Annotated in this window: 27 protein-coding genes; 15 read left to right on the top strand and 12 right to left on the bottom strand. The window is 63.2% G+C overall.

The window, feature by feature from the left end:
- The first annotated feature begins 177 nt into the window (after positions 1 to 177).
- From dnaA to RHIBR816_RS0103075, 6 genes are all read left to right on the top strand, one after another.
- On the top strand, positions 178 to 1,617 hold the full coding sequence (gene dnaA / locus RHIBR816_RS0103100; RefSeq protein ID WP_034815919.1) for a chromosomal replication initiator protein DnaA: 1,440 nt from the start codon (positions 178 to 180) through the stop codon (positions 1,615 to 1,617).
- 256 nt (positions 1,618 to 1,873) lie between these two features.
- On the top strand, positions 1,874 to 2,248 hold the full coding sequence (locus tag RHIBR816_RS0103095) for a YciI family protein (protein WP_018235069.1): 375 nt from the start codon (positions 1,874 to 1,876) through the stop codon (positions 2,246 to 2,248).
- On the top strand, positions 2,245 to 3,513 hold the full coding sequence (locus RHIBR816_RS0103090) for an RNA polymerase sigma factor (protein WP_018235068.1): 1,269 nt from the start codon (positions 2,245 to 2,247) through the stop codon (positions 3,511 to 3,513). The genes RHIBR816_RS0103095 and RHIBR816_RS0103090 overlap by 4 nt, the downstream gene beginning before the upstream one ends.
- An 81-nt stretch (positions 3,514 to 3,594) precedes the next feature.
- Positions 3,595 to 4,077, top strand: coding sequence for an SRPBCC family protein (locus tag RHIBR816_RS0103085; protein ID WP_018235067.1), 483 nt, complete (start codon positions 3,595 to 3,597; stop codon positions 4,075 to 4,077).
- Positions 4,078 to 4,091: 14 nt separating this feature from the next.
- Entirely contained in the window at positions 4,092 to 4,958 is an 867-nt protein-coding gene (locus tag RHIBR816_RS0103080) for a nuclear transport factor 2 family protein (protein ID WP_018235066.1), read from the top strand.
- 126 nt (positions 4,959 to 5,084) lie between these two features.
- The gene (locus tag RHIBR816_RS0103075) at positions 5,085 to 5,699 is read left to right on the top strand and encodes a glutathione S-transferase family protein (RefSeq protein WP_026186586.1); all 615 of its coding nucleotides are present in this window, start codon (positions 5,085 to 5,087) and stop codon (positions 5,697 to 5,699) included.
- Positions 5,700 to 5,751: 52 nt separating this feature from the next.
- Here RHIBR816_RS0103075 and hemW read toward each other — a convergent pair whose 3' ends face one another.
- Genes hemW through rph form a run of 4 tightly spaced genes read right to left on the bottom strand, consistent with a single transcriptional unit; the run spans position 5,752 to position 8,809 of the window.
- Positions 5,752 to 6,933 (bottom strand): radical SAM family heme chaperone HemW, encoded by a 1,182-nt coding sequence (hemW, locus tag RHIBR816_RS0103070; protein ID WP_026186585.1) that lies wholly within the window; start codon positions 6,931 to 6,933, stop codon positions 5,752 to 5,754.
- Positions 6,934 to 6,944: 11 nt separating this feature from the next.
- Complete coding sequence (gene rdgB, locus RHIBR816_RS0103065; protein WP_018235063.1) at positions 6,945 to 7,589, bottom strand: RdgB/HAM1 family non-canonical purine NTP pyrophosphatase; 645 nt, start codon at positions 7,587 to 7,589, stop codon at positions 6,945 to 6,947.
- A gap of 34 nt (positions 7,590 to 7,623) precedes the next feature.
- Positions 7,624 to 8,055 carry a VOC family protein gene (locus RHIBR816_RS0103060; RefSeq protein ID WP_084810988.1) on the bottom strand — a complete coding sequence of 144 codons (432 nt, stop codon included), beginning with the start codon at positions 8,053 to 8,055 and terminating at the stop codon, positions 7,624 to 7,626.
- A gap of 34 nt (positions 8,056 to 8,089) precedes the next feature.
- Positions 8,090 to 8,809, bottom strand: a complete 720-nt coding sequence (gene rph / locus RHIBR816_RS0103055) for a ribonuclease PH (RefSeq protein ID WP_018235061.1) — start codon at positions 8,807 to 8,809, stop codon at positions 8,090 to 8,092.
- Between the two features lie 157 nt (positions 8,810 to 8,966).
- On the opposite strand from rph, the gene hrcA reads away from it, so the two are divergent.
- The 3 genes from hrcA (at position 8,967) to RHIBR816_RS0103040 (ending at position 11,197) form a co-directional block, all read left to right on the top strand.
- Positions 8,967 to 10,046, top strand: a complete 1,080-nt coding sequence (gene hrcA / locus RHIBR816_RS0103050; protein ID WP_018235060.1) for a heat-inducible transcriptional repressor HrcA — start codon at positions 8,967 to 8,969, stop codon at positions 10,044 to 10,046.
- 156 nt (positions 10,047 to 10,202) lie between these two features.
- A complete protein-coding gene (gene grpE, locus RHIBR816_RS0103045) occupies positions 10,203 to 10,826 on the top strand; it encodes a nucleotide exchange factor GrpE (protein WP_018235059.1) in 624 nt (207 codons plus the stop codon).
- A gap of 14 nt (positions 10,827 to 10,840) precedes the next feature.
- A complete protein-coding gene (locus tag RHIBR816_RS0103040) occupies positions 10,841 to 11,197 on the top strand; it encodes a hypothetical protein (RefSeq protein WP_018235058.1) in 357 nt (118 codons plus the stop codon).
- A 105-nt stretch (positions 11,198 to 11,302) separates the two neighbouring features.
- Here the strand turns inward: RHIBR816_RS0103040 and RHIBR816_RS0103035 are convergent, their stop codons facing one another.
- The 8 genes from RHIBR816_RS0103035 to lptC form a co-directional block, all read right to left on the bottom strand.
- Positions 11,303 to 12,538 (bottom strand): D-arabinono-1,4-lactone oxidase, encoded by a 1,236-nt coding sequence (locus RHIBR816_RS0103035; protein ID WP_018235057.1) that lies wholly within the window; start codon positions 12,536 to 12,538, stop codon positions 11,303 to 11,305.
- An 11-nt stretch (positions 12,539 to 12,549) separates the two neighbouring features.
- Complete coding sequence (locus tag RHIBR816_RS0103030) at positions 12,550 to 13,317, bottom strand: SDR family NAD(P)-dependent oxidoreductase (RefSeq protein WP_018235056.1); 768 nt, start codon at positions 13,315 to 13,317, stop codon at positions 12,550 to 12,552.
- A 273-nt stretch (positions 13,318 to 13,590) separates the two neighbouring features.
- Positions 13,591 to 14,055 (bottom strand): PTS IIA-like nitrogen regulatory protein PtsN, encoded by a 465-nt coding sequence (gene ptsN / locus RHIBR816_RS0103025; RefSeq protein WP_018235055.1) that lies wholly within the window; start codon positions 14,053 to 14,055, stop codon positions 13,591 to 13,593.
- Positions 14,056 to 14,229: 174 nt separating this feature from the next.
- Complete coding sequence (gene hpf, locus RHIBR816_RS0103020; RefSeq protein ID WP_026186583.1) at positions 14,230 to 14,802, bottom strand: ribosome hibernation-promoting factor, HPF/YfiA family; 573 nt, start codon at positions 14,800 to 14,802, stop codon at positions 14,230 to 14,232.
- Between the two features lie 191 nt (positions 14,803 to 14,993).
- Positions 14,994 to 16,559, bottom strand: coding sequence for an RNA polymerase factor sigma-54 (gene rpoN / locus RHIBR816_RS0103015; RefSeq protein WP_018235053.1), 1,566 nt, complete (start codon positions 16,557 to 16,559; stop codon positions 14,994 to 14,996).
- Between the two features lie 140 nt (positions 16,560 to 16,699).
- Complete coding sequence (gene lptB / locus RHIBR816_RS0103010) at positions 16,700 to 17,512, bottom strand: LPS export ABC transporter ATP-binding protein (protein ID WP_026186582.1); 813 nt, start codon at positions 17,510 to 17,512, stop codon at positions 16,700 to 16,702.
- A gap of 14 nt (positions 17,513 to 17,526) precedes the next feature.
- Entirely contained in the window at positions 17,527 to 18,090 is a 564-nt protein-coding gene (locus RHIBR816_RS0103005) for an LptA/OstA family protein (protein WP_018235051.1), read from the bottom strand.
- A gap of 15 nt (positions 18,091 to 18,105) precedes the next feature.
- On the bottom strand, positions 18,106 to 18,774 hold the full coding sequence (lptC, locus tag RHIBR816_RS0103000; protein ID WP_018235050.1) for an LPS export ABC transporter periplasmic protein LptC: 669 nt from the start codon (positions 18,772 to 18,774) through the stop codon (positions 18,106 to 18,108).
- Positions 18,775 to 19,033: 259 nt separating this feature from the next.
- On the opposite strand from lptC, the gene sppA reads away from it, so the two are divergent.
- The 6 genes from sppA to lspA all read left to right on the top strand — a co-directional run bounded on the left by sppA (position 19,034) and on the right by lspA (position 23,567).
- On the top strand, positions 19,034 to 19,993 hold the full coding sequence (gene sppA, locus RHIBR816_RS0102995) for a signal peptide peptidase SppA (RefSeq protein WP_018235049.1): 960 nt from the start codon (positions 19,034 to 19,036) through the stop codon (positions 19,991 to 19,993).
- A 122-nt stretch (positions 19,994 to 20,115) separates the two neighbouring features.
- Complete coding sequence (locus RHIBR816_RS0102990) at positions 20,116 to 20,418, top strand: integration host factor subunit beta (RefSeq protein ID WP_018235048.1); 303 nt, start codon at positions 20,116 to 20,118, stop codon at positions 20,416 to 20,418.
- 120 nt (positions 20,419 to 20,538) lie between these two features.
- Positions 20,539 to 20,880, top strand: a complete 342-nt coding sequence (locus tag RHIBR816_RS0102985; protein ID WP_018235047.1) for a hypothetical protein — start codon at positions 20,539 to 20,541, stop codon at positions 20,878 to 20,880.
- A gap of 181 nt (positions 20,881 to 21,061) precedes the next feature.
- Positions 21,062 to 22,213 (top strand): class I SAM-dependent rRNA methyltransferase, encoded by a 1,152-nt coding sequence (locus RHIBR816_RS0102980; RefSeq protein WP_026186581.1) that lies wholly within the window; start codon positions 21,062 to 21,064, stop codon positions 22,211 to 22,213.
- Entirely contained in the window at positions 22,210 to 23,067 is an 858-nt protein-coding gene (locus RHIBR816_RS0102975; protein WP_018235045.1) for an RNA methyltransferase, read from the top strand. Before RHIBR816_RS0102980 ends, RHIBR816_RS0102975 begins: the two co-directional genes overlap by 4 nt.
- Positions 23,067 to 23,567, top strand: coding sequence for a signal peptidase II (gene lspA / locus RHIBR816_RS0102970; protein ID WP_018235044.1), 501 nt, complete (start codon positions 23,067 to 23,069; stop codon positions 23,565 to 23,567). Before RHIBR816_RS0102975 ends, lspA begins: the two co-directional genes overlap by 1 nt.
- Positions 23,568 to 23,582: the final 15 nt, after the last annotated feature.

The raw sequence follows: 23,582 nt of genomic DNA, 5'->3' as shown, positions 1-23,582 counted from the left end.
GCGGCATGGCATTGGAGGCAGCCGTGTCCGATGGACATAAAAGAGATGAGGCCGGCAGCGATGACGGCATCGGATAATATATTGGAAGGCGGCAAAATGCAGATGAATTTGGCGACGGCGTCTGACGGATTTCAGGCCGGAAGCAATCAGTCTCAGGCGGCGGGGGAAAAACACGACATGCGGCATGACGCACTTTTCGAGCGGGTAAGTGCGCGCCTGAAAGCCCAGGTCGGTCCGGATGTCTTCGCAAGCTGGTTCGGGCGTCTCAAGCTCCATTCGGTATCGAAAAGCGTCGTGCGCCTGTCGGTGCCCACGACGTTTCTGAAGTCCTGGATCAACAACCGCTATCTCGATCTGATCACGAACCTTTTCCAGCAGGAAGACGGTGAGATCCTGAAAGTGGAGATCCTCGTTCGCACCGCGACCCGCGGCCAGCGTCCGGCTGTTCACGAGGAGGCTGTGACCGCGGCAGCCGAACCGGCGCCGGCTGCCCCGGTCCGCCGCACCTCGCCGCAGCCGGTCGCCGCTGCCGCCGCCACGGTCGCCGCCGCCGCAAGGCCGGCGCAGGCGCCGCTGTTCGGCTCGCCGCTCGACCAGCGCTACAATTTCGAGAGCTTCGTCGAAGGCTCGTCCAATCGCGTGGCGCTCGCCGCTGCGCGCACGATCGCAGAGGCCGGCGCCGGCGCCGTGCGCTTCAATCCGCTGTTCATCCATTCGAGCGTCGGTCTCGGCAAGACGCATCTGCTGCAGGCGATCGCGCTTGCCGCCTTGCAAAGCGCCCGGGCACCGCGCGTCGTTTACCTGACGGCCGAATATTTCATGTGGCGCTTCGCCACTGCGATCCGTGACAACGACGCCCTGTCGCTGAAGGAATCGCTGCGCAACATCGATCTTCTCGTCATCGACGACATGCAGTTCCTCCAGGGCAAGTCGATCCAGCATGAGTTCTGCCATTTGTTGAACATGCTGCTCGACTCGGCCAAGCAGGTCGTCGTGGCGGCGGACCGGGCACCCTGGGAACTGGAATCGCTCGACAGCCGCGTTCGCTCGCGCCTCCAGGGCGGCGTGGCCATCGAGATGGAGGGGCCTGACTACGACATGCGCCTCGAAATGCTGAAGCGCCGTCTCGAGTCTGCACGCCAGGACGATGGCTCGCTCGACATTCCGCAGGAAATTCTCTCGCATGTGGCGCGCAACGTCACGGCCAGCGGCCGCGAGCTGGAGGGCGCCTTCAACCAGCTCCTCTTCCGCCGTTCCTTTGAGCCGCAGTTGTCGATCGAGCGTGTTGACGAACTCCTCGGCCATCTGGTCAATGCCGGCGAACCGCGCCGCGTCCGCATCGAGGATATCCAGCGCGTCGTTGCCAAGCACTACAACGTCTCGCGTCAGGAACTGGTCTCGAACCGCCGCACCCGTGTCATCGTCAAGCCGCGCCAGATCGCCATGTACCTGTCGAAGACGCTGACGCCGCGCTCCTTTCCGGAAATCGGTCGCCGCTTCGGCGGTCGCGACCACACCACCGTGCTGCACGCGGTGCGCAAGATCGAGGAACTGATCGCCGGCGACACGAAGCTCAGCCACGAGATCGAGCTGCTCAAGCGGCTGATCAACGAATAGGTAAGCTGAGGCTTACAAAAAGGCCCGGTTCGCCGGGCCTTTTTGCGTTATGAGACCAGCCGGCGGTGTCGCTCGACAGCCCTCTCGGCTTTTCGCCGCATCCGAAATCCGCAAGGCAAGGAAAGGCCACCACCGTCAGGGGCGACCCGTCTCGGTTCCTCCTTCGAGATGGAGCGTCGACGAGCATTTTTTTCGCCCCGCTTGTCGGCTATCTCTTTCGTCATTCGTCTTTTCAATCGAAGCGGGAGAGGTCTCGATGCTTTACGCGGTGCTTTGCTACAATTCGGAAGATGTGACCGGCGGCTGGACCAAGGAGGAAGACGACAAGGTCATGCGCGACCTGACTGCCGTCCAGCGCAAATATGTCGAGGCCGGCAAGCTCGGCCCCGTTGCGCGGCTCCTGCCGACGACGGCGGCCACGACCTTGCGCCACAGCCCGGGCGAGACCATCGTCATCGATGGACCTTTTGCCGAAACCAAGGAGCAACTGCTCGGCTTCTACCTGATCGATTGCGCATCGCTGGACGAGGCGCTCGATTTCGCCCGCGAGCTGAGTGCAGCCAATCCGGCTGCGGGTTCTTACGAAATCCGCCCCCTTTCCCTCTATAAGCCGAGCGAGCTCGCCCCATGACCGACACCGCCTGGATCGATCTTGCCTTGGTTTCGGCGCGGCCGCAGGCCATGGGCGCGCTGCTGCGCTATTTCCGCAATCTCGATCTGGCGGAGGAAGCCTTCCAGGAGGCCTGCATCCGGGCCTTGAAGACCTGGCCGAAGAACGGCCCGCCGCGCGATCCGGCAGCCTGGCTGATTTTCGTCGGCCGCAACAGCGGCATCGACAAGGTCCGGCGGCAAGCGCGCGAGACGGCGCTGCCGCCGGAGGAACTGCTTTCCGATCTCGATGACAGGGAAAGTGAGCTTGCGGACCGTCTCGATGGCGTGCACTACCGCGACGACATCCTGCGGCTGCTCTTCGTCTGCAGCAATCCGGCCCTGCCGGCGACGCAGCAGATCGCGCTGGCGCTGCGGATCGTGTCCGGCCTTTCCGTCCGGCAGATCGCCCGCGCCTTCCTCGTCAGCGAGGCGGCGATGGAACAGCGCATCACCCGCGCCAAGGCGCGCGTCGCGGCCGCCGGCATCCCCTTCGAAACGCCGGACGCTTCTGACCGGGCCGAGCGTCTCGCGGCCGTCGCGACGATGATCTACCTCGTCTTCAACGAGGGCTATTCGGCGATGAATGGGTCCGAAGGCGTTTCGGCCGACCTCTGCGACGAGGCGATCCGCCTGTCGCGGCTGCTGCTGCGGTTGTTTCCCGCAGAACCGGAGATCATGGGGCTGACGGCCCTGTTGTTGCTTCAGCATTCGCGTGCCCGTGCCCGCTTCGATGCCAATGGCGCCATCGTCCTGCTCGACGACCAGGACCGGAAGTTGTGGAGCCGGCCGATGATCACCGAAGCCCTGGCGATGATCGACAAGGCGATGCGCCATCGCCGCCCCGGTCCCTACCAGATCCAGGCGGCGATTGCGGCGCTGCATGCGCGCGCCGAGCGGCCGGAAGCGACGGATTGGGAGGAGATCGACCTGCTCTACCAGGCGCTCGAGCGTCTGCAGCCGTCCCCGGTCGTCACCCTCAACCGGGCGGTGGCCGTCTCGAAGCGCGACGGGCCGGAGGCGGCGCTGGCGCTGGTCGAGCCGCTCGCCGACAGGCTCTCCGGCTATTTCTATTTCCACGGCCTGCGCGGCGGCCTGCTCAAGCAGATGGGCCGGTCGCGGGAGGCGCGCACCGCCTTCGACCGGGCGATTGCGCTTGCTACCAACACGGCGGAAGCCACCTATATCCGTCAGCAGCTCGATCATCTGGCAGATGAGGCGGACACCTCGGACCTCACCGCAAAATAAACGAAAAAAATCGACGACCGCTGTCGGGACCCGACCTGGCCGGCCGTCCTATGCATGAAGCCATCAAGGAGGAATTCAAAAATGACCGCAGCGACCGACATCAAGCCTGCCGACGAACGCGAACTGGTTCTGATCCGCCTGATCGATGCACCGCGCGAAAAAGTCTATCGCGCCTTTACCGACGCGGAACTGCTGAAGCAATGGTTCGCACCCCTGCCGTGGACGATCACGGAAGCGGAACTCGATGTCAGGCCAGGCGGCACCAATCGCTTCGTCATGCGTTCGCCGGAGGGCGATCTCTATCCGAACCAGGGCGTCTATCTGGACGTCGTGCCGAACGAGAAGCTGGTGATGACCGACGCCTACACGGAGGCCTGGAAGCCGTCCGAGAAACCCTTCATGACGGCAATCCTGACCTTCGAGGACGAGGGCGGCAAGACCCGCTATACGGCTCGCGCCCGCCACTGGAGCGCCGCGGACCGCGAGGCGCACGAGAAGATGGGCTTTCACGACGGCTGGGGCCAATGCGCCGACCAGCTCGCCGCCCTGGTCGCAAAACTCTGAAGGGGGTATGAGCCATGTCCACCACCGAGAACAGCACCGCAAACACCGCGGCAATTCGGGCGGTGATCGAAGACTGGGCGGAAGCGCTGCGGCAGAAGGATGCAAGCCGCGTGCTTTCCCACGGCACGGAGGATTGCCTGGTCTTTTCGCTGGCGCCGCCCCTGAAGGCCTCGGACGCCGATGCCGGGGGACTGGAAAAGTGGTTTTCCACCTGGAAGGGTCCGCTCGGCTACGAGCTTCAGGACCTCGACATTTCATCAAGCGATGATGTCGCCTTCGCCACGGCGTTGGCGCATCTTTCCGGCGAGAAGCAGGACGGGGCGAAAGTCTCGCTCTGGCACCGCCATACGCTCGGCCTGAAACGCACCGACAAGGGCTGGAAGATCGCCCACCAGCACGAGTCCGTCCCCTTCTATATGGATGGGAGCTTCAAGGCGGCGATCGATCTCGAACCCACGTCAAAGATCGACTGGAACGCGCCCTCGCATCCGCCGATGGCTGGCGTCATCGCCTATCTCAACGTCGAGAATGCGGACGCAACCGCCAAATTCTACAGCCGTGCCTTTGGCGCCAAGGAGGAGGACCGCAAATATGCCGAAGACGGCAAGCGCCTCATCCATTGCCACCTGACGATCAACGGCGGCGCGCTGATGCTGAACGACCCCTTCCCGGAATTCGGCATTCCCTGGAAGCCGCCGGAGGGCTTCGTCCTGCACCTCATCGTCGACGACGCCCATTTCTGGTGGGAGCGGGCCGTTGCGGCGGGGGCGGAAGTGACGATGCCGCTGGAGATCGCCTTCTGGGGCGACTATTACGGCCAGCTCCGCGATCCCTTCGGCATTACCTGGGGGATCGTCGCGCCGGTGAAGAAGAGCGATTGAGCACTTGCGTACACCCACGGCCGCCGCGCGTGAAACAAACTTGCGCGGCGGCCGGCGAAACAGAGCGCAAATCTTGCGGCTGATTTCCTATTCTTCGCGGAGCGACGTAGGTTCACGCGAGGCAACATAATCCTGTATTATCAGACGCACTCCCCCTTCGCCCGAAAGGTGCTCGTCTTTGCCCATGAAGCGGGGATAGCCGCCCGGCTGGAGGTCATCCACCACGAGACGAGCCCGACATTGCGCAACGATCGGGTGTACGCCGAAAATCCACTCGGCAAGGTGCCCGTGCTGCTCCGTGCAGATGCGGCGCCGATCTTCGATTCCGATGTGATCTGCGCCTATCTCGATACCATCCACGGCGGCAGAAGGCTCGTTCCGGAGGACGGTGAAAGCCGCTGGCAGGCATTGACGCTGCAATCGGTCGCGCAAGGGCTGGCCCAGACGGGAATTGCGTTGCGCTGGGAAACCGTTCGACGGCCGGAACCGCTGCGCTACGAAGCGCTTCGCGATGGCTATGCCGAAAAGATCGAGGCGACCTATGACTGGTTGGAGACGACACCGGACTTCGAGGCGCCGCTCCATGTCGGCCATATTGCGCTGGCGACGGCGCTTTCCTGGATGGCGTTCCGCGGCCTGCCGTCGTTTCGCGATCGACTGAGGCTGGCCCGGTGGTTCGATGCATTCGAGCGGCGCCCATCCATGCAGGCGACGCCGCTTTCCGGCGAGACGCACGACTGAACTGTACTGCAAGGGGCCAGCGCTCTGACACGGCCGCGCGACGCTGTCCGTGTCAGCAAGCGAGGTCGGCGACCACCGCGTCGAGGATCAGCATGCCGGCCGGCGTGCAGCGCAGGCGCGAATTGCCGAGCCGCTCGATGAAACCGTGCTCGATCAGGAACTGTTCGCGGTCCGGATCCGGATCGCGGCCGGAGAGGCTCTGCCAGCGGGCGAGATCGACGCCTTCCCGCAGTCTCAACCCCATCAGCAGCAATTCGTCGGCCTGTGCCTCGTGGTCGAGCGATTCCTGCTCGATGATGCCGTAGCCGTGCTCCTCGACGAGGCGCAGCCATGCCTCGGGATTGCGTTCCGTTGCAGTCGCGATCTTGCCAGGCCCGACGGTCAGGCGCCCATGGGCGCCGGGGCCGATCCCCGCATAGTCGCCATAGCGCCAATAGGTGAGGTTATGCCGGCTTTCCGCCCCCGGGCGGGCGTGGTTGGAAACCTCGTAGGCGGGCATGCCGATCGCCGCGGTGATCTCCTGCGTTGCCTCATAGAGCACCGCCGACTGTTCGCCATCCGGCACGACGAGCTTGCCGGCCTTGTGCAGCCCGAAGAAGGGCGTGCCTTCCTCGATGGTGAGCTGGTAGAGCGACAGATGGTCGACGGCATAGGAAACAGCCTCCTTGAGCTCGCGCTCCCATTCTTCGACCGTCTGCTTCGGCCGGGCATAGATCAGGTCGAAGGACATGCGCGGAAAGATCTCGCGCGCCAGCCGCACCGCTTTCAGCGCATCCTCGACATTGTGCAGCCGGCCGAGGAACTTGAGGTCCCGGTCGTTCAGCGCCTGGACGCCGAGCGAGACACGGTTGACGCCAGCCGCCCGGTACCCGTGGAAGCGTGTCGCCTCGACGCTCGAGGGATTGGCCTCCATGGTGATCTCGATGCCGTCCGGCACGTGCCAGTGCTTCGCGATGCCGTCGAGGATCGCGGCGACGGTCGCCGCGTCCATCAGCGACGGCGTGCCGCCGCCCATGAAGATGCTGGTAACAGTTCTCTGGCCGGAGAGCGCCCGCACCGCCGCCATCTCCTGAAGGAAGGCCGCGACGAAACGCGGCTGGTCCACCGGCTGGTGGCGGACATGGCTGTTGAAGTCGCAATAGGGGCATTTGGCCGCGCAGAAGGGCCAGTGCACATAGACCCCGAAGCCTGGGTCCATGCCGTCACCGATTGCCGAAAGCGGGGCCGTCTGGATCATTCTCGTTCTCAGGCGCCGAGGCAGGTCTCGGCAAACAGCTTGAAGGCGCGGGCGCGATGCGACAGGGCTGTCGCATCACCCGGCTTCCAGCCGTGTTTCTCTTCCGCGCTCATCTCGCCGAATGTGGTGGCGTAGCCCTCCGGTTGGAAGACCGGATCGTAGCCGAAGCCGCTCGTGCCGCGCGGCGGCCAGACGACCTGGCCCTCGACCTCGCCGCGAAACAGCTCGACATGCCCATCCGGCCAGGCGAGGCAGAGCACCGAGACGAAGCGGGCCGTCCGTTCCTCCGGCGCCATTGCGCCCTTTTCCTTGAGTTCTTGCTCGACCTTCTCCATTGCCATGGCGAAATCGCGGCTGCCATCCTCGCGCTCGGCCCAATTGGCCGTGTAGACGCCGGGGGCGCCGCCGAGCGCATCGATGGCGAGGCCGGAATCATCCGAAAGCGCCGGCAGGCCGGAGGCCCTGGCCGAAGCCAGCGCCTTGATCGTCGCGTTCTCCTCGAAGGTCGTGCCGGTCTCCTCCGGCTCGACAAAATTCAAATCGGCGGCCGATTTTGCCTGGAAGCCGAGCGGACCGATCAGGTCGCGGATCTCACGGATCTTGCCGGCATTGTGGCTTGCGACCACGAGCGTCTTGTCAACGAGTTTGCGCATTCCGTTCCGTTCCGTCCAAACTTTCAAAGCCGCATCAATCAATGGCCCAGAGGCCGGGTTCGGCACATTCCAGGCTGTTCCCCGCCGGATCGCGGAAGTAGAAGGAGCGGGCGCCGTTCGGCCAGCGGATGTCCGCCTCGATCGCGACCCCGGCCGCCTCCAGCTTCGTCTTCCACGCATCGAGCGCTTGCGTCGCGACACGGAAGCACATGTGCCCTTTGCCCTGCGTGCCATGCGGCGGCACGGGCAGCGCGCCGGCCGGCGGCGGCTTTGTCGTTTCTGCCGCGTTGAAGATCAACAGCACGCCGTCGCCGCAGCGGAAGAAGACGTGGCGGTTGCCGGCACGCGTGATCCGCGCCAATCCGAGCACGGTGCCGTAGAATGCCTCGGCGGCGTCAAGATCGTCCGCGTAGAGCGCGGTTTCGAGGATGCCTTCAAGAGCCGGAGCCAACGCCAATCCTCTCATCTGTCAGCCAAGGCGGGCGCGCGCCCGCCGACCGCTAGCCGGCGATCGCCTGCTTCTGCAACGCGACGAGCTCGGCGATGCCATCCTTGGCGAGTTGCATCAGGCTCGCGAATTCTTCCTCGCTGAAGGGCTTTCCTTCGGCGGTTCCCTGGATCTCCACCAGGCCGCCGCTGCCCGTCATGACGAAATTGGCATCGGTTTCAGCCGCCGAGTCCTCGAGATAGTCGAGGTCCACCACCGCCTGGTTGGCGAAGATGCCGCAGGAAATGGCGGCGACGTGGTCCTTGAGCACCCGCTCGAGCTTGATCATGTTGCGCGCTTCCATCCATTTCAGACAGTCGTGCAGTGCAATCCAGGCGCCGGTGATCGAGGCGGTGCGGGTGCCGCCATCCGCCTGGATCACGTCGCAGTCGATCGAGATCTGGCGCTCGCCGAGTGCCGGCAGGTCGACCACGGCCCGAAGCGAACGGCCGATCAGCCGCTGGATCTCCTGCGTGCGGCCGCTCTGCTTGCCGGCCGATGCCTCGCGCCTCATCCGCTCGCCGGTCGCCCGCGGCAGCATGCCGTATTCGGCGGTGATCCAGCCCTTGCCGCCATTGCGCAGCCAGGCCGGGACCTTCTCCTCGAGGCTCGCCGTGCAGAGCACATGTGTATCGCCGAAGCGTACGAGGCAGGATCCCTCGGCATGCTTGGAGAAATTGCGCTCGAAGGAAACCTTGCGCATTTGGTCGGTTTTTCTGCCGGATGGCCGCATCGTCAACTCCTGTCGTCTCTGCTGAGCCTTCTAGAGCATGGCATCAATAAAGGGAACCAGTTGATATCCGGGGAGGGGAGTGATTTTTCCCTTTTGCCATTCACCCGGCCGGTCACTATATTCTGTGGGACACGAATGGTTGTTTGCACGGAGTGACATGGTACTGCGCAACCCTCAAAAGAAGGGGATCGCATCGACGCTGGACGAGCGCTCCGGCGAGATCTTTCGCCGCATCGTCGAGACCTATCTGGAAAGCGGCGAGCCGCTCGGGTCACGCAATCTTTCGCGCCTCCTGCCAATGTCGCTGTCTCCCGCCTCAGTGCGCAATGTGATGAGCGATCTCGAGGATCTGGGGCTGATCTATTCGCCTCATGTCAGCGCAGGCCGTTTGCCGACGCAGACCGGCCTGCGCTTTTTCGTCGATGCATTCATGCAGGTCGGTAACCTTTCCGCCGAGGAGCGCGCCTCGATCGATCGGCAGGTGCGGCGGGGGGAGCGCGATCAACCGGTCGAAAGTCTTCTCACCGAGGCAAGCCAGATGCTGTCGGGCATGTCCCGCGGCGCCGGCCTCGTGATCACGACGAAGAGCGATCCGGTGCTCAAGCACGTCGAATTCATCCGGCTCGCGCCGACCAAGGCGCTCGCGGTCCTCGTCGGCGATCACGATCAGGTGGAAAACCGGATCATCGAGCTGCCGGCGGGCATCACCAGCGCGCAGCTCACGGAGGCGGCGAACTTTGTCAACGCGCATCTTGCTGGCCAGACCATCCCGGAACTGCGAGGCCAGTTGGAGAGGGTCAAGGAAACCGTGCGCGGCGAACTCGACGCGCTATCGCATGAGCTGGTCGAGCGCGGACTTGCAATCTGGTCGGGAAGCGAGGGCGACGAAAAGCCCGCCCGCCTCATAGTCCGCGGCCGTGCCAACCTGCTGGAAGGCCTGGAGGGAAGCGAGGACATCGAACGGCTGCGCATGCTGTTCGACGATCTCGAAAAGAAGGATAGCCTGATCGAACTCCTCGATCTTGCCGAAAGCGGTCCGGGCGTGCGCATCTTCATCGGCTCGGAAAACAAGCTGTTTTCGCTGTCCGGATCGTCGCTGATCGTCGCACCCTATCGCGACAGCGACGACCGGATCGTCGGCGCCGTCGGCGTCATAGGCCCGACGCGGCTCAACTATTCGCGGATCGTTCCGATGGTGGATTACACCGCCCAGCTCATGTCGCGACTGTCGCGTTAAAGCCGTCCTTTTGCGCATCGGGTTCACTGGACCCTTGATTTTTCGAGCTCAAACCTCGATATCGGCTTCAAATCCAGGCAACAGAACGTTCAAGCAAAGCGACTTCCGCTGGTTTGATGATGCCGAACACCAAAGAGATGACATTCGGAGAACGTCATGACCGACGAAACGAACAAGAACGGACCTGAGGCCGCGGCGCCGGAAGAGACTGTAAAGACTGCCGCTCCCGAAGCGGAAAAGCCGGAGGCCGATGCTTCCGCCGCTGCGCCGGACCCGCTGGAACTCACCAAGGCGGAAAATGCGGAGTTGCGCGACAAATATCTTCGCCTGGCCGCCGAGATGGACAATCTGCGCCGCCGCACCGAGCGCGAGGTGAAGGATGCAAAGTCCTATTCCGTCGCCGGTTTTGCGCGCGACATGCTGGCCGTCTCCGACAATCTGCGCCGCGCGCTGGAAGCCATTCCGGCCGAGGCGCGGGAATCCGGCGATGCCGGCCTCACGGCGCTGATCGAAGGCGTGGAGATGACCGAGCGCTCGATGCTGTCCGCGCTCGAGCGCCATGGCGTGAAGCAATTGGACCCGACCGGCCAGAAGTTCGATCCGAACTTCCACCAGGCCATGTTCGAGGTTCCGAACCCTGAGGTTCCAAACAACACGGTCGTCCAGGTCGTCCAGGCCGGCTACACGATCGGCGAGCGCGTGCTCCGCCCGGCCATGGTCGGCGTCGCCAAGGGTGGCCCGAAGGTTGTTGCCGCGGAAAGCGAAACGCCGGCTGCCTGAGGACGGAGGAGGAGTTGCGCCTGACCGACGCAATTGAAAATGCGCAGAAAGAAATCTGCGAGAAATACGGCACGGCTTACTACCCTTCGTCACCAGGGATGAAGGTAGGGATTGCTTTGAACGGCTGGGATGGCACAACGCCCATAAATGGCTTGCGCCATCCGCCCGAAGGCGACACCACCGGCTGGTATATATGGACCGGTGAAGAGCTATCTGCCGACCCAGATTTCTTTGAACCACTGCATGTGCGGCATTTGGATGGTTGGTGGCCAGAGGTTCAGAAGTATCTTGCTTTGCCGCCCGGATGGCGATTTCTGGTAAGCGGGAACTATGAGGATGTTTGGTACGACGAGTCGCTATTGAACGTCTGATGTTTTGGTGTGCTGCTAGCAGCCGGTTCGGTGCCCCAACTGTTCGTCCGACCCGCGTTCGGCGCCACCGCGTAAGGTGAAGTTCAAACGACCTTGCAAGAGTCCCTATCCAAAGAGCTGCCGGAGGTGGTCGTTGAGGAAGCGGCCCTCCGGGTCGACTTTCGCTCTTAACGCCCGGAAGTCGCCGGAGCGCGGATAGAGCGCCGTCACGTCTTCGGCGCCGAGGAAGTGCAGCTTGCCCCAATGCGGGCGCGAGCCGTATTGCCGCAGGATCGTGTCGACGTCCTTCAGGTAGTCCCAATAATCGGTGCCCGGCTCGCCGGAAACGGAGAGGGTGATCGAATCCTGCTCGAAGAACGGGCTGATCCAGCCGGAATCGCCGGCGGTGAAGCGGTATTCGATCGGGTAGATACAGGTCGGGTGCTTCTCCAGCATCAGCTTGCGCACCGCCTGGACCGCTTCCTTGCCGTGCGCGACCGGCACTGCATATTCGAGCTCATGGAAATTGGGGACATATTCGATCGGGTAGATCTCCGAGGAATAGGCGATCCGCTCGAAGGCGCCGTCCATCGGTGGCTGGTCGGTGATGTCGATCACCTTCATTTCGCAGACGTCGGCGGTCTTTTCCGTCGTCGAGGCGGATGAGGTATCCGGCAGGCAGTAGCAATGGCGGCTTTCCGGAACCGGGCACCAGAAGAAGCCGAAATGCCGGTGCTTGGCGGCGAGCTCGTCATGCTGCTCCATGCATTCGTCGAAGTCGCAGCGCCACAGCTTCTCATGAAGGTTGTAGCTGTCCATCACCTGCAGCGTGATTTCCGAGATGACGCCGAGCATGCCGACGGAGACTCGCGCCGCCTCCAGCAGATCCGGGGTCGTCTCGTCGACGACGAGGATCGAGCCGTCCGGCTGCACGAGGCGCATGCCGACGATCTGCGACGCCATGTTGCCGAGCGCCGCGCCGGTGCCGTGCGTGCCGGTGGTGAGTGCGCCGGCGAGCGCCTGGCTGTCGATGTCACCCTGGTTGATGAGCGACAGGCCGTTCGATTTCAGCGCCTTGCCGAGCTGGTTGATCGTTGTTCCGGCGCTCACCGACACCCGTTTGCGTGCCTGGTCGATATGGGTGACGCCCTGCATGCCGGACAGTGTCAGGTGCAGGCCGCTCGTCAGGGCGACGGGGGTGAAGGAATGGCCGGAGCCGGCGCAGCGCACGTTGAGACCGGCGGACGTTGCTTCCCGCACCATCTCGGCAAGCGCCGCTTCGCTCTCCGGCGCGCCGCGATGACGGACGATGCAGGACTGATTTCCGACCCAGTTACGCCAATGACCACCCGCTTGCAGCATGCTTTGTCTCCTCAGACGGCCGTGAAGCAATTGTCGACGAACAGGTGCGTGCCGTTGACGAAGCTCGCCTCATCGCTCGCCAGGAACAGCGCGGCATTGGCGACTTCCATCGGATCGCACATCCGCCCCTGCTGGGCGGCGATTGCCGCCTCGGACACATCGACCCCGTATTTGCTCAGGCCCACCAGCTCGCGCTTGCCGTGATCGGTGGCGATGAAGCCGGGGCAGACGGCGTTGCAGCGAATGCCCCGGTCACGAAACTCGACGGCAATCGCCCGGGCGAACATGTGGCAGGCGCCCTTGGTCGTGTCGTAGAGCACTTCCATCGGCGTCGCCGCGACCGCCGAGATCGACGAGGTGCAGACGATGCTGCCGCCGCCGGCGCCGATCATGCCCGGGAGCACCGCCTTGGTCATCAGGAACATGCTCTTCACATTCACCGCCATCAGCCGGTCCCACTCCTCTTCCTCCGTTTCGAGGAAAGGGCCGACGGCGAGAATACCGGCATGGTTGAAGAGCACGGTTATCGGGCCGAAGGCAGCCTCGACGGTGCGGACGGCGGCGCTGACCTCGGCCGAGACCGAGGCGTCGGCGGCCGCGAACACGGCTTGCCCGCCCTCGGCGCGAATGGACGCCGCGACCTCCTCGCCCTTGCTCTTCGGCAGGTCGACGATGCCGACTTTGGCGCCCTCGCGCGCGAAGAGCCGCGACGCCGCCAGCCCGCAGCCGCCGGCGCCGCCGCTGATCAGCGCAACCTTGCCCGAAAGCCTTCCCGTCATGATGTACTCCTCCCGCAGATCGAACGCTCAGGTGGATTATTGTCGACGACGGGTAAGCTGTCGATAGCCGCCGGGGATGGGCGACAGCAACCTTTCGGAGATAGGCGGGCAGCAGCGCAACGCTTGAATTACGTGATTATTCGCGCCTGCAGACCTTGGGCGTCGACAAGCGATGACGCTTGCCGAAGGCGTGGCCGCACCGGTCTCGGGTCGCTTGCACGCTACGGCGTTAAATCAGCCCCGATTCAAGAAACATGAAATGCCAGCCGTCTCTCACGCGGCGTGCGAGGTCGTGTCTTCGTTGAGGAGCATATAGATGGCGCTTGCGGACTCGGTCGCCCGGATCCGCGTCACCATGTCGTGGTCGCGCAGCACTCGGGCAATGCGCGACAGTGCCTTCAGATGATCGGCTCCGGCGCCCTCCGGCGCGAGCAGAAGGAAGACGAGGTCCACCGGCTGGTCGTCGAGCGCCTCGAAATCGACCGGCGTCTCGAGCCGTGCGAAGATGCCGACGAGCGATGAAAGATTGCTGAGCTTTCCGTGCGGAATGGCGATGCCGTTGCCAACGCCGGTCGAGCCTAACCGTTCACGCTGCAGGATGACGTCGAAAATCTCCCGTTCCGGCAGACCGGTGAGTTTCGATGCTCTTGACGCCAATTCCAGAAGGAGCTGTTTTTTCGAGTTGGCCCTCATGGCCGGGATGATCGCATTTTGATGCAGCAAGCCTGCCAATGCCATTCTTTTATCCTCGTTCGCCGGTTAGAGCCTGACAACTTCATCACAAATATGCCGCAATGGCTCTAACCATCTTTAGCCTGGTGGATCCCATGCACAGAAAAGTCGAGCTTTTCGGGCGGCCCACCGATCGGAGCGGCGGGGAAGGCCGGCCACGCCGGCATCCCCCTATCCCACTCATCCTTTGATATTGGCGGCGTCGATCCAGCCAATATTTCCATCGTTGCGCCGATAGACGATGTTCAGATCTTCCTTGCCGGGGCTGCGGAACATCAGCACCGGTTCGTCCGTCATGTCGAGCGCCATGACGGCGTTGGCGACGGACATCGTTCTCAATTGTTTCGTGCTTTCGGCAACGATGGTCGGTGCATAATCATCGGGAACTTCCTCGTCCTCGAAAGGAACCGAGTCCATTACCCTGTAGGCCACCTCGGTAGCATTCTGTCCATTGCCGTTGTGATGGTCCTTGAGCTTACGCTTGTAGCGCCGGAGCCGCTTCTCGATGCGGTCCGAGGCTGCATCAAAGGCCGCCTGTGGCTCATTCGCCTGACCGTTTGCCTGCAAGACCACGCCCGTATCGAGATGAAGCTTGCAGTCGGCGCTGAAGCGTGAGCCGGACTTTTCCACAGTGACCTGGCTTGAATATCCTCCGTCGAAATATTTGGCTACGGCCTCTCGGATCTGCTCGCCTATGCGCGAGCGAAACGATTCACCGATTTCCATATGTTTACCGGATACACGCACACTCATGGAGTTTCCTCTCTCGTTCGTGACTTGCGCATCCAGTCTATTCCAAGCGCTTCCGTCATCCAAGCGTTTCGGCAAGGGGTGCGGATGGGCCGCCTTGAGCCGCCGAAGTGGAGTGGTGGCCTCGGCAATTCGCGGCGGCCTAATATCGCCTGCGCCGCGGGGAGTCAATTGCAGCCGCAAAAAAACCGCAATCAGAAGCCGGCCGCCTTGGCAAGGGCGCGCTTCTCGCGCCGCCGCTGGACCGAGGAGGGGATGTTCATCGCCTCGCGATATTTGGCGACGGTGCGCCGCGCGATGTCGACGCCGGCTTGCTTGAGGATATCGACGATATCGTCATCGGACAGCACAGCATCGGCGCTTTCCTGAGAGATCAACGTGCGGATGCGGTGCCGGACGGATTCCGCCGAATGGGCGTCGCCGTTCTCCGCCGAGCCGATCGAGACGGTGAAGAAATACTTCAGTTCGAAAAGGCCGCGCGGGGTCAGCATGTACTTGTTCGACGTAACGCGGCTCACCGTCGATTCATGCATCTTGATCGCGTCGGCGACGATCCGGAGGTTCAGCGGCCGCAAATGGTCGACGCCGTGAACCAAAAAGGCGTCCTGCTGCCGAACGATCTCGCTGGCGACCTTCATGATCGTCCTGGCACGCTGGTCGAGGCTGCGCGTCAACCAGTTGGCGTTCTGCATGCATTCGCTGAGGAAGGCCTGCTCGGCGCTGTTTTTGTGGGCGCCGCGCGAGATTTCGGCGAAATAGGCGTGATTGACCAGAACCCGCGGCAGCGCGTCGGGATTGAGCTCGACCAGCCAGCCGCCATCGGGCGCCGAACGCACGATGACATCCGGTATGATCGACTCGCTGACCCCGGTCTCGAAGCTGGTCCCCGGCTTCGGATCGAGCTTGCGGATTTCCGCAAGCATGTCGATGAGGTCCTCCTCGTCCACGCCGCAAATCTTCTTGAGGCTCGCGAAGTCACGGCGCGCCAGAAGCTCGAGATGGGCGACAAGCGCCGCCATGGCCGGATCGAGGCGGTTGCGCAAGCGCAGCTGAATGGCGAGGCACTCGCTGAGCGAGCGCGCGAAGACGCCGGGCGGATCGAACTGCTGCAGCACGAGAAGCACGCGCGTCACATCCTCCGTGGCCGCGCCGAGCCTTGCCGCCGTTTCGGCGATCTCCGCATGCAGATAGCCCGCTTCGTCGAGTTGGTCGATGAGATGCTGGGCAATCAGCCGGTCGCCGCGGGCACCGAGCGCAAAGGGGATCTGCTCGAGCAGGGTCTCGCGCAGGGTCTTCCGGCCGGCGACGAAATCGTCAAGGTCGTATCCCTCGCCATCGTCGCTGCCGCCGGCGCCCGGCATCGATTTCCATTGGCCGAGCAGTTCCGGCGCATCGGCGCGCTGCGGGGCGGTGTCGTCCTGGAAGACGTTGGCGAAATCGGCGTCGAGCTCTTCGCTGAGCCGCTCGCCGGAGCGTGACGTGGCACTGTCATAGAGGTCGCCCGTGCCGGCAGCCTGCTCCGTGCCGCCATCCGCCTCGGCCGCCAGGCCGGCATCCTCGCGCTCGGACCGGTCCGAGCCGAAGCCGCCGGTCTCCTCGGCCGATTGAAATTCAAGCAGCGGGTTCTTTTCGACTTCCTGGGCGATGAACTGGCCGAGTTCGAGATGCGTCATCTGAAGCAGCTGGATCGACTGCATCAGTTGCGGCGTCATGACCAGCGACTGTGACTGTCGCAAATGAAGGCTGGCGGACAAAGCCATGCAGACGCGAAACTCCCGTCATATCTCCGGGCCTGTCTTGCGTGGACGGGCCATTTATTAATTGGCCCAAAAATTGCTTATAACTTGGATTTGGTCAAGCGCCGAGGCGTTGTACCGGCCGATTCGCCGGCACGGATCGGTTACAGGCTGAAATTATCGCCGAGATAGAGCCTGCGCACATCCGGATTGGTGACGATGTCGTTGGCACGGCCATGCGTGAGCACTTCGCCGGCATGGATGATATAGGCGCGGTCGATCAGTCCGAGTGTCTCGCGCACGTTGTGATCGGTGATCAGCACGCCGATGCCGCGCGACGTCAGGTGCCGCACCAGCGCCTGGATATCGGCAACCGAGATCGGGTCGACGCCCGCAAAGGGTTCGTCGAGCAGCATGAAGGTCGGGTCGGTTGCCAGTGCACGGGCGATTTCCAGGCGTCGGCGTTCGCCGCCCGAAAGCGCGATGGCAGGCGATTTGCGTAAGTGCGTGATCGAAAATTCGCCAAGCAGGTCGTTGAGCTTGCTCTCGCGCCGATCGACATTCTTGTCGTGGATCTCCAGCACCGCGCGGATGTTTTCCTCCACCGTCAGCCCACGGAAGATCGAAGCCTCCTGCGGCAGGTAGCCGACGCCGAGCCGTGCCCGGCGGTACATCGGCATGGTGGTGACGTCGTTGCCGTTGATCTCGATCGATCCCTCGTCGACGGGGACCAGGCCGGTGATCATATAGAAGCAGGTCGTCTTGCCGGCGCCGTTCGGGCCGAGCAGGCCGACCGCCTCGCCGCGCCGCACGACGAGCGAGACGCCATTGACGACGCGGCGCGAGCGGTAGGATTTCGTCAGGCCACGGGCGATCAGCGTGCCGTCATAGCGCGCCTTGTCAACCGACCGCTCAGCGACGCTTGCCGCCGACGGCTTCTTGACCCGTTTGCGTTTGGGAAAAAAGGGAATCTGCACGTCCGAATCTTGCATCAATTCTGCTTGCGGGACTGCGGATCGAGCTGAATCTGCACGCGGCCGCCGCAGGCCTCGAGCTGGGCTTCGCCCGTATCCATCTGCACATTCAACTGGCAGCCGACGAAGACATTCTTGCCTTCCGACAGCACCACCTTCTCTCCCTTGAGCACGATCGTCTGCTTGGTCAGGTTGACAAGGCCGGTATCGCCCGTGGCCTGTTGGGCGCCGGAACTTAAGAACACCTTGTTGCTGACCTCGATCCGGTCGATATCGGCGTTGCCGCTGGTGATCGTCGCACCCTCGGTCGCCTTGTAGAAGACGGTCATGTTGCCGGCCTGCAGCGTCGTCGTGCCCTGTACGACCTTCACATTGCCGGTGAAAATCGCCTTGCTTTCAGGGTCCTTGATCTCGAGCTTGTCGCTCTCGATCTGGATTGGCTGGTCGTTGGAAAGCTGCATGCCCTTCATGCGGCTGGATGTGGCCTGCGCCAAGGCGCCGGATGCAATCATCAAAGCGCCGATCCCGGCGGCAGCCAGGGCGGCGGATACCTTAAAAGAAACAGAAGAAGTGACCGACATGGGGTGCACCGGGTCCTATTTGGCGTTTTTGCGGATGGCGCTGGGTTCGACATTGACCCGGACCATGCCTTCGAATGTTACAATACGTCCCTTATCTGTCATTCGCAGCGACTGCGCAATGATCGATCCGCCGTTCATGCTGATGGCAATCGGACGTTTCGTTTCCATTTCGCCGGCGTTGATATCCAGATAGGCCGTCTGGAAATCGGCATTGACCCCATTATTCATAGAAATAGTGAACGGGGCGTTCATATCGAGCGTATTTGCACCGCGATCGTAAATGCCGCTCGTCGCTTCCACCGTGGCGACCAGCGTGTCGTTGACCGGCATTTCGGCATGGATCCGCTCAAGCGTGATGAGGTCCGGGTTGGCGATGTCCTGCAGCGCCCTCCGCGCTTTCATGGAATAGCTGATGTCCTGCCGGTTGCGGCCGGAAATTGCCGGATTCTGCATGACGATCTTGCCGTCTTCGATCGTTGCGGTCTCGAGCTGCAGGTCTTCCGGCAGAAAGGCGCGCACGAAGGAAACGGCCGCAAAGACGAGGGCAATGACGCCGGCCGCGAGCGGCAGGACGACTTTCAGGCTCCTGACCCGCGCGGAGTGGCGCGCCGCCGATGCATAGGCATCCGCAGGACTCGTGCCCGAATCGGAAAAGATGTCGGGAAAGCGCGCTTGGTTCAGCATCAAGGGCCCGTCAGTTCTCTTGAGATCCTGCGATATCCGCCGGATCCGCATTTACATACAATGGCGTAAGTCACGGCGAATATGGTTATTTTGTTATCGTCCGGCAATGGAGGGACAAAAACTTTGAAGGGGCTGCGAAAAACGCGGGTTTTGGCTTTCCTCAGCCGCCAGCCGCGCCTATCTAGCCTGCCACTGCGCGCGCAGATAGCATGTTCCTGAGGAAACTGACAGGACCCGCGCCAAAATTCGGGAGATATTCATGGACGAACTCGCCATTGCCGATCGCCGCAGCCTGCGCAGGAAGCTGAGTTTCTGGCGCTGGGCGGCTGCCGCCATTCTTGTTCTCGGCGGCCTCGCGTTGCTTGCCTTCTCCGGCTGGACCGACGTCGGCGAACGCGCCCGCGATCACGTTGCGCGCGTCACCGTTACCGGCGTCATCCAGGACGATCGCGAACTGGTCGAGAGACTGGAGACGATCGCCGACAATAGTTCCGCCAAGGCCCTGATCGTGACGATATCGTCGCCGGGCGGCACTACCTATGGCGGCGAAGTGCTCTACAAGGCGATCCGCAAGGTCGCAGCCAAGAAGCCGGTCGTCGCCGATGTCCGGACGCTCGCCGCCTCCGCCGGCTATATGATCGCGCTTGCCGGCGATCGCATCGTCGCCGGCGAAACCTCCATCACCGGTTCGATTGGCGTCATCTTCCAGTATCCGCAGGTCAAGCAACTGATGGACAAGGTCGGCGTGTCGCTGGAGTCGATAAAGTCGCGGCCGCTGAAGGCCGAGCCCTCTCCCTTCCACCCGCCGAGCCCGGAGGCGAGAGCGATGATCCAGACGATGATCGACGACAGCTACGACTGGTTCGTCGATCTGGTGGCCGAACGGCGCAAGCTGCCGCGGGCGGAGGCGCTGGCGCTCGCCGATGGCCGCATCTTTACCGGCCGGCAGGCCCTTCAGGGCAAGCTCATCGATACGATCGGCGGAGACGACGAGATCCGGGCCTTTCTAGCCGAGCGCAAGGTGTCGAAGGATCTACCGGTGGTGGATTGGAAGGCGCCGGGCGGTTCCTTGCCGTTCGGTCTCGGGGCGGCCGTCTCCCATTGGCTCAAGCTGTTGGGATATGACGCTTTTCCGGCGATGAACGGGCTCGAAAAGATCGGCGGCGACAAGTTGTTTCTTGACGGTCTTGTTTCGGTTTGGCAGGTTGATGGTCAATAGGGAAGGCGCGACAAGTTGCCCTGAGGCGCCATGAGGGCCCTCGCCGTAAGATCGGCCGTGGGACGAGGCTTTCCAAGCGTCACAGAACAGACAGAAGAAGCAAAAAAACCAAGGGGGCGAAAGTGATCAAGTCAGAACTGGTGCAGATTGTCGCCGCGCGCAATCCGCACCTCTATCACCGTGATGTCGAAAATATCGTCAATGCGGTTCTCGATGAGATCACTGATGCGCTTGCGGCCGGAAACCGGGTCGAATTGCGCGGCTTCGGTGCTTTCTCGGTGAAGAACCGGCCGTCGCGCTCGGGCCGCAACCCGCGCACCGGCGACTCCGTCTTCGTCGAGGAAAAATGGGTGCCCTTCTTCAAGACCGGCAAGGAACTGCGCGAGCGGCTCAATCCCGGCATGAACGACAGGGAAGATGACTGAACGAGAGGCGCGCCGGCCACGGCCGGCCGTTTTCCGAATCGGCAAGCGTCCCCCCATTCCAATCTGCGCGCCGTGCCTGCCGAAGAGCATTCCGAGCCGGTGCCATAGCCGGAGCGGTGCATGATCAAGAAAATCGTCAACATCCTCGTGCTCGTCCCGCTGGGGGTGATCCTCATCGCCCTGAGCGTCGCCAACCGCCAGACGGTGACGCTGGCGCTCAATCCGTTCGACACCGCCGACAACGTTCTTTCGGTGTCCGGGCCCTTTTTCCTCTTCCTGTTTGCCGCAGTCATCGTCGGCCTGGTCCTCGGAGCGGCCGCGGTCTGGCTCAACCAGGGAAAATACCGTCGCCGTGCGCGCAACGAAGCCCACGAGGCGCTGAAGTGGCATCGCGAGGCGGAAAAGCACCGCAGCGAGGCTGAAAGGCTGGCGCAGACGAACCTGCCGGCGCCGCAGAACTGACGGGGGATAGGGCAGGCTTCCCCCGCCCGACCGGAAACGGCTTTGCCAAGAGCATCCGCGATGCTATTGCACGCATCGAGCATGCGGCGCGCCCGTTCGGGATGCGCCGGCGAGGCGTATTCTGTCTTGTTGGACACGAGCGGATGTGCCGGCGGTCGAGCGAAAATCCAAGGGTCAGCGCGTGAAGGAAAAAGATCGTCGATCGAAGAACGCCTCGGTCACGGCGGCCAAGGGCCGCGGCGCGGAGGCGCGTGGCGGTCGCCACGAGCAACGGCATCCATCGGCAAAGAGCGGCGCCCCCAAGGGCAAGGCCGGCGCCACGCCCGCGCCCAGGGCGCCCGACACGACGCCGCAGAAACCGCAACGGCCGGCCGCACAGGAAAACACCCCCGCCCGTGTCATCGGGCCGCGGAGCGGCGAGAAGCCGGCCGAGACGGTGCCGCTGATCCTCGAAACGGTACCGACCGGCGGCTATCATCTGATCGACAGCGGCGACGGCGAGAAGCTGGAGCAGTACGGACCCTATCGCATCGTCCGGCCCGAGGGGCAGGCGCTGTGGCCGAAGGCATTGCCGGGCGCCGTCTGGGAAAAGGCGGATGCGATCTTCACCGGCGACACCGAGGAGGACGGCATGGGGCGCTGGCGCTTCCCGCGCGAGGCGCTCGGCGAAACCTGGCCGATGCAGCTGCTCGACACGGATTTTCTCGGCCGCTTCACGTCCTTCCGCCATGTCGGCGTTTTTCCGGAGCAGCTTGCCCACTGGTCGTGGATGAAGGACCAGGTGGCATCGGCCGGCCGGCCGCTGAAGGTTCTCAACCTGTTCGGCTATACCGGCGTCGCCTCGCTGATCGCCGCAAAGGCGGGCGCGGAAGTGACCCATGTCGATGCGTCGAAGAAGGCGATCGGCTGGGCGCGCGAGAACCAGGCCATGGCGCGCGCCGAGAAATTGCCGATCCGCTGGATCTGCGACGACGCCATGAAGTTCATCCAGCGCGAGGAGCGGCGCGGCAGCCGCTATGACGTCATCCTGACCGACCCGCCCAAGTTCGGCCGGGGACCGAACGGCGAAGTCTGGCAGCTCTTCGACCACCTGGCGGCGATGCTCGACATTTGCCGCGAAATCCTGTCGCCCGATGCCCGCGGCCTGGTGTTGACCGCCTATTCCATCCGGGCAAGCTTCTATTCGATCCACGAGCTCATGCGCGAGACGATGCGCGGGTGCGGCGGCCGGGTGGAATCGGGCGAACTCATCATCCGCGAGGGCGGTCTCGACGGCACGGCGCCGGGGCGGGCGCTATCCACCTCCCTCTTCAGCCGCTGGGTACCCAAATGAACTCTGACAGAAGCGATCACGGCACGCCGCGCGTCGGCCAGGTTAAGGAGGTCACGAGCCTCACCAATCCGATCATCAAGGACATCCGCGCCCTTGCCCAGAAGAAGCACCGCGACGAGACGCATGCCTTCATGGCCGAAGGGCTGAAGCTGGTGATCGACGCGCTCGATCTCGGCTGGAAGATCAAGACGCTCGTCTATGCCAAGGCGGCCAAGGGCAAGCCGCAGGTCGAGCAGGTGGCGGTCAAGACGGTGGCAAAGGGCGGGCTCGTCCTTGAGGTCAGCGAGAAGGTGATCTCGACGATCACCCGCCGCGACAACCCTCAGATGGTGGTCGGCATCTTCGAGCAGCGCTACCAGCCGCTGAAGGACATCCGCCCGCAGGAGGGCGAGACCTATGTGGCGCTCGACCGGGTGCGCGACCCCGGCAATCTCGGCACGATCATCCGCACGGCCGATGCCGCCGGCGCCTCCGGCATCATCCTGGTCGGCGAGACCACCGATCCCTTCTCGCTCGAAACGGTGCGCGCGACGATGGGTTCGGTCTTCGCCATGCCGATCGCCCGGGCCAGCGTTGACGAATTTGTCCGTTGGCAAAAGTCGGCGGCGGTCCAGGTCGTGGCGACGCATCTGGCGGGCTCCGTCGACTACCGCACCATCGACTACCGGTCGAAACCGGTCGTCCTGCTGATGGGCAACGAACAGGCCGGCCTGCCGGTCGAACTCGCCCGCGAAGCCGGCGCATTGGCGCGCATTCCGCAAGCCGGCCGGGCCGACTCGCTCAATCTGGCGATCGCCACCGGCATCATGCTGTTCGAGGCGCGCCGCCACCTTCTTTCCTTGGATGAGCGCTGATGAGCGAACACAACACCGTCTTTTCCAGGCCGCTGCCGATCGCGCTCTTCATTGTCGTCGCGCTCGTTGCCGACCAGGCCATCAAATACCTGGTGGAAGGCTTGCTGCCCTTCCAGGAGGCGGTGCCGGTCATCCCGATGCTCGCGCTCTATCGCACCTATAACTACGGTGTCGCCTTCTCGATGCTGTCCGGCATGGAGGGCTGGTTCATCGTCGGCATGCGCCTGGCCGTCGTCGCCTTCGTGCTCTGGCTGTGGCGCCGCACCCCGAAGGACCGCTTCTTCGCCCATCTCGGCTATGCGATGATCATCGCCGGCGCACTCGGCAATCTCGTCGACCGGCTGCTCTTCGGCTATGTCATCGACTACATCCTGTTCCACACCGCCACCTGGTCCTTCGCCGTCTTCAATCTCGCCGACAGTTTCATCACCGTCGGCGCCGGAGCGATCATCCTGGACGAGCTGTTGCAGTCGAAAAAAACGCGGTCGCTAAAACTTTAGAAGTCCGTTGAAGCC

This window comes from Ensifer sp. BR816 (assembly GCF_000378985.1).
In the GTDB taxonomy this organism is placed as follows: domain Bacteria; phylum Pseudomonadota; class Alphaproteobacteria; order Rhizobiales; family Rhizobiaceae; genus Sinorhizobium.
The sequence above is the reverse complement of the archived record's forward strand: the minus strand, read 5'-3'. Positions and strand labels throughout refer to the sequence as shown.

Coding starts and splice junctions, on each gene's coding strand:
- RHIBR816_RS0103090 (WP_018235068.1), top strand. CDS start 2,245: ATGACCGACACCGCCTGGATCGATCTTGCCTTGGTTTCGGCGCGGCCG.
- lptC (WP_018235050.1), bottom strand. CDS start 18,774: ATGCTGAACCAAGCGCGCTTTCCCGACATCTTTTCCGATTCGGGCACG.
- rdgB (WP_018235063.1), bottom strand. CDS start 7,589: ATGCGCAAACTCGTTGACAAGACGCTCGTGGTCGCAAGCCACAATGCC.
- RHIBR816_RS0103005 (WP_018235051.1), bottom strand. CDS start 18,090: ATGTCGGTCACTTCTTCTGTTTCTTTTAAGGTATCCGCCGCCCTGGCT.
- lspA (WP_018235044.1), top strand. CDS start 23,067: ATGAGCGAACACAACACCGTCTTTTCCAGGCCGCTGCCGATCGCGCTC.
- rph (WP_018235061.1), bottom strand. CDS start 8,809: ATGCGGCCATCCGGCAGAAAAACCGACCAAATGCGCAAGGTTTCCTTC.
- ptsN (WP_018235055.1), bottom strand. CDS start 14,055: ATGGCATTGGCAGGCTTGCTGCATCAAAATGCGATCATCCCGGCCATG.
- hpf (WP_026186583.1), bottom strand. CDS start 14,802: ATGAGTGTGCGTGTATCCGGTAAACATATGGAAATCGGTGAATCGTTT.
- RHIBR816_RS0103030 (WP_018235056.1), bottom strand. CDS start 13,317: ATGACGGGAAGGCTTTCGGGCAAGGTTGCGCTGATCAGCGGCGGCGCC.
- RHIBR816_RS0103035 (WP_018235057.1), bottom strand. CDS start 12,538: ATGCTGCAAGCGGGTGGTCATTGGCGTAACTGGGTCGGAAATCAGTCC.
- RHIBR816_RS0103080 (WP_018235066.1), top strand. CDS start 4,092: ATGTCCACCACCGAGAACAGCACCGCAAACACCGCGGCAATTCGGGCG.
- grpE (WP_018235059.1), top strand. CDS start 10,203: ATGACCGACGAAACGAACAAGAACGGACCTGAGGCCGCGGCGCCGGAA.
- RHIBR816_RS0102985 (WP_018235047.1), top strand. CDS start 20,539: ATGATCAAGAAAATCGTCAACATCCTCGTGCTCGTCCCGCTGGGGGTG.
- dnaA (WP_034815919.1), top strand. CDS start 178: ATGCGGCATGACGCACTTTTCGAGCGGGTAAGTGCGCGCCTGAAAGCC.
- rpoN (WP_018235053.1), bottom strand. CDS start 16,559: ATGGCTTTGTCCGCCAGCCTTCATTTGCGACAGTCACAGTCGCTGGTC.
- RHIBR816_RS0103095 (WP_018235069.1), top strand. CDS start 1,874: ATGCTTTACGCGGTGCTTTGCTACAATTCGGAAGATGTGACCGGCGGC.
- RHIBR816_RS0103060 (WP_084810988.1), bottom strand. CDS start 8,055: ATGAGAGGATTGGCGTTGGCTCCGGCTCTTGAAGGCATCCTCGAAACC.
- sppA (WP_018235049.1), top strand. CDS start 19,034: ATGGACGAACTCGCCATTGCCGATCGCCGCAGCCTGCGCAGGAAGCTG.
- RHIBR816_RS0102975 (WP_018235045.1), top strand. CDS start 22,210: ATGAACTCTGACAGAAGCGATCACGGCACGCCGCGCGTCGGCCAGGTT.
- hrcA (WP_018235060.1), top strand. CDS start 8,967: ATGGTACTGCGCAACCCTCAAAAGAAGGGGATCGCATCGACGCTGGAC.
- RHIBR816_RS0103085 (WP_018235067.1), top strand. CDS start 3,595: ATGACCGCAGCGACCGACATCAAGCCTGCCGACGAACGCGAACTGGTT.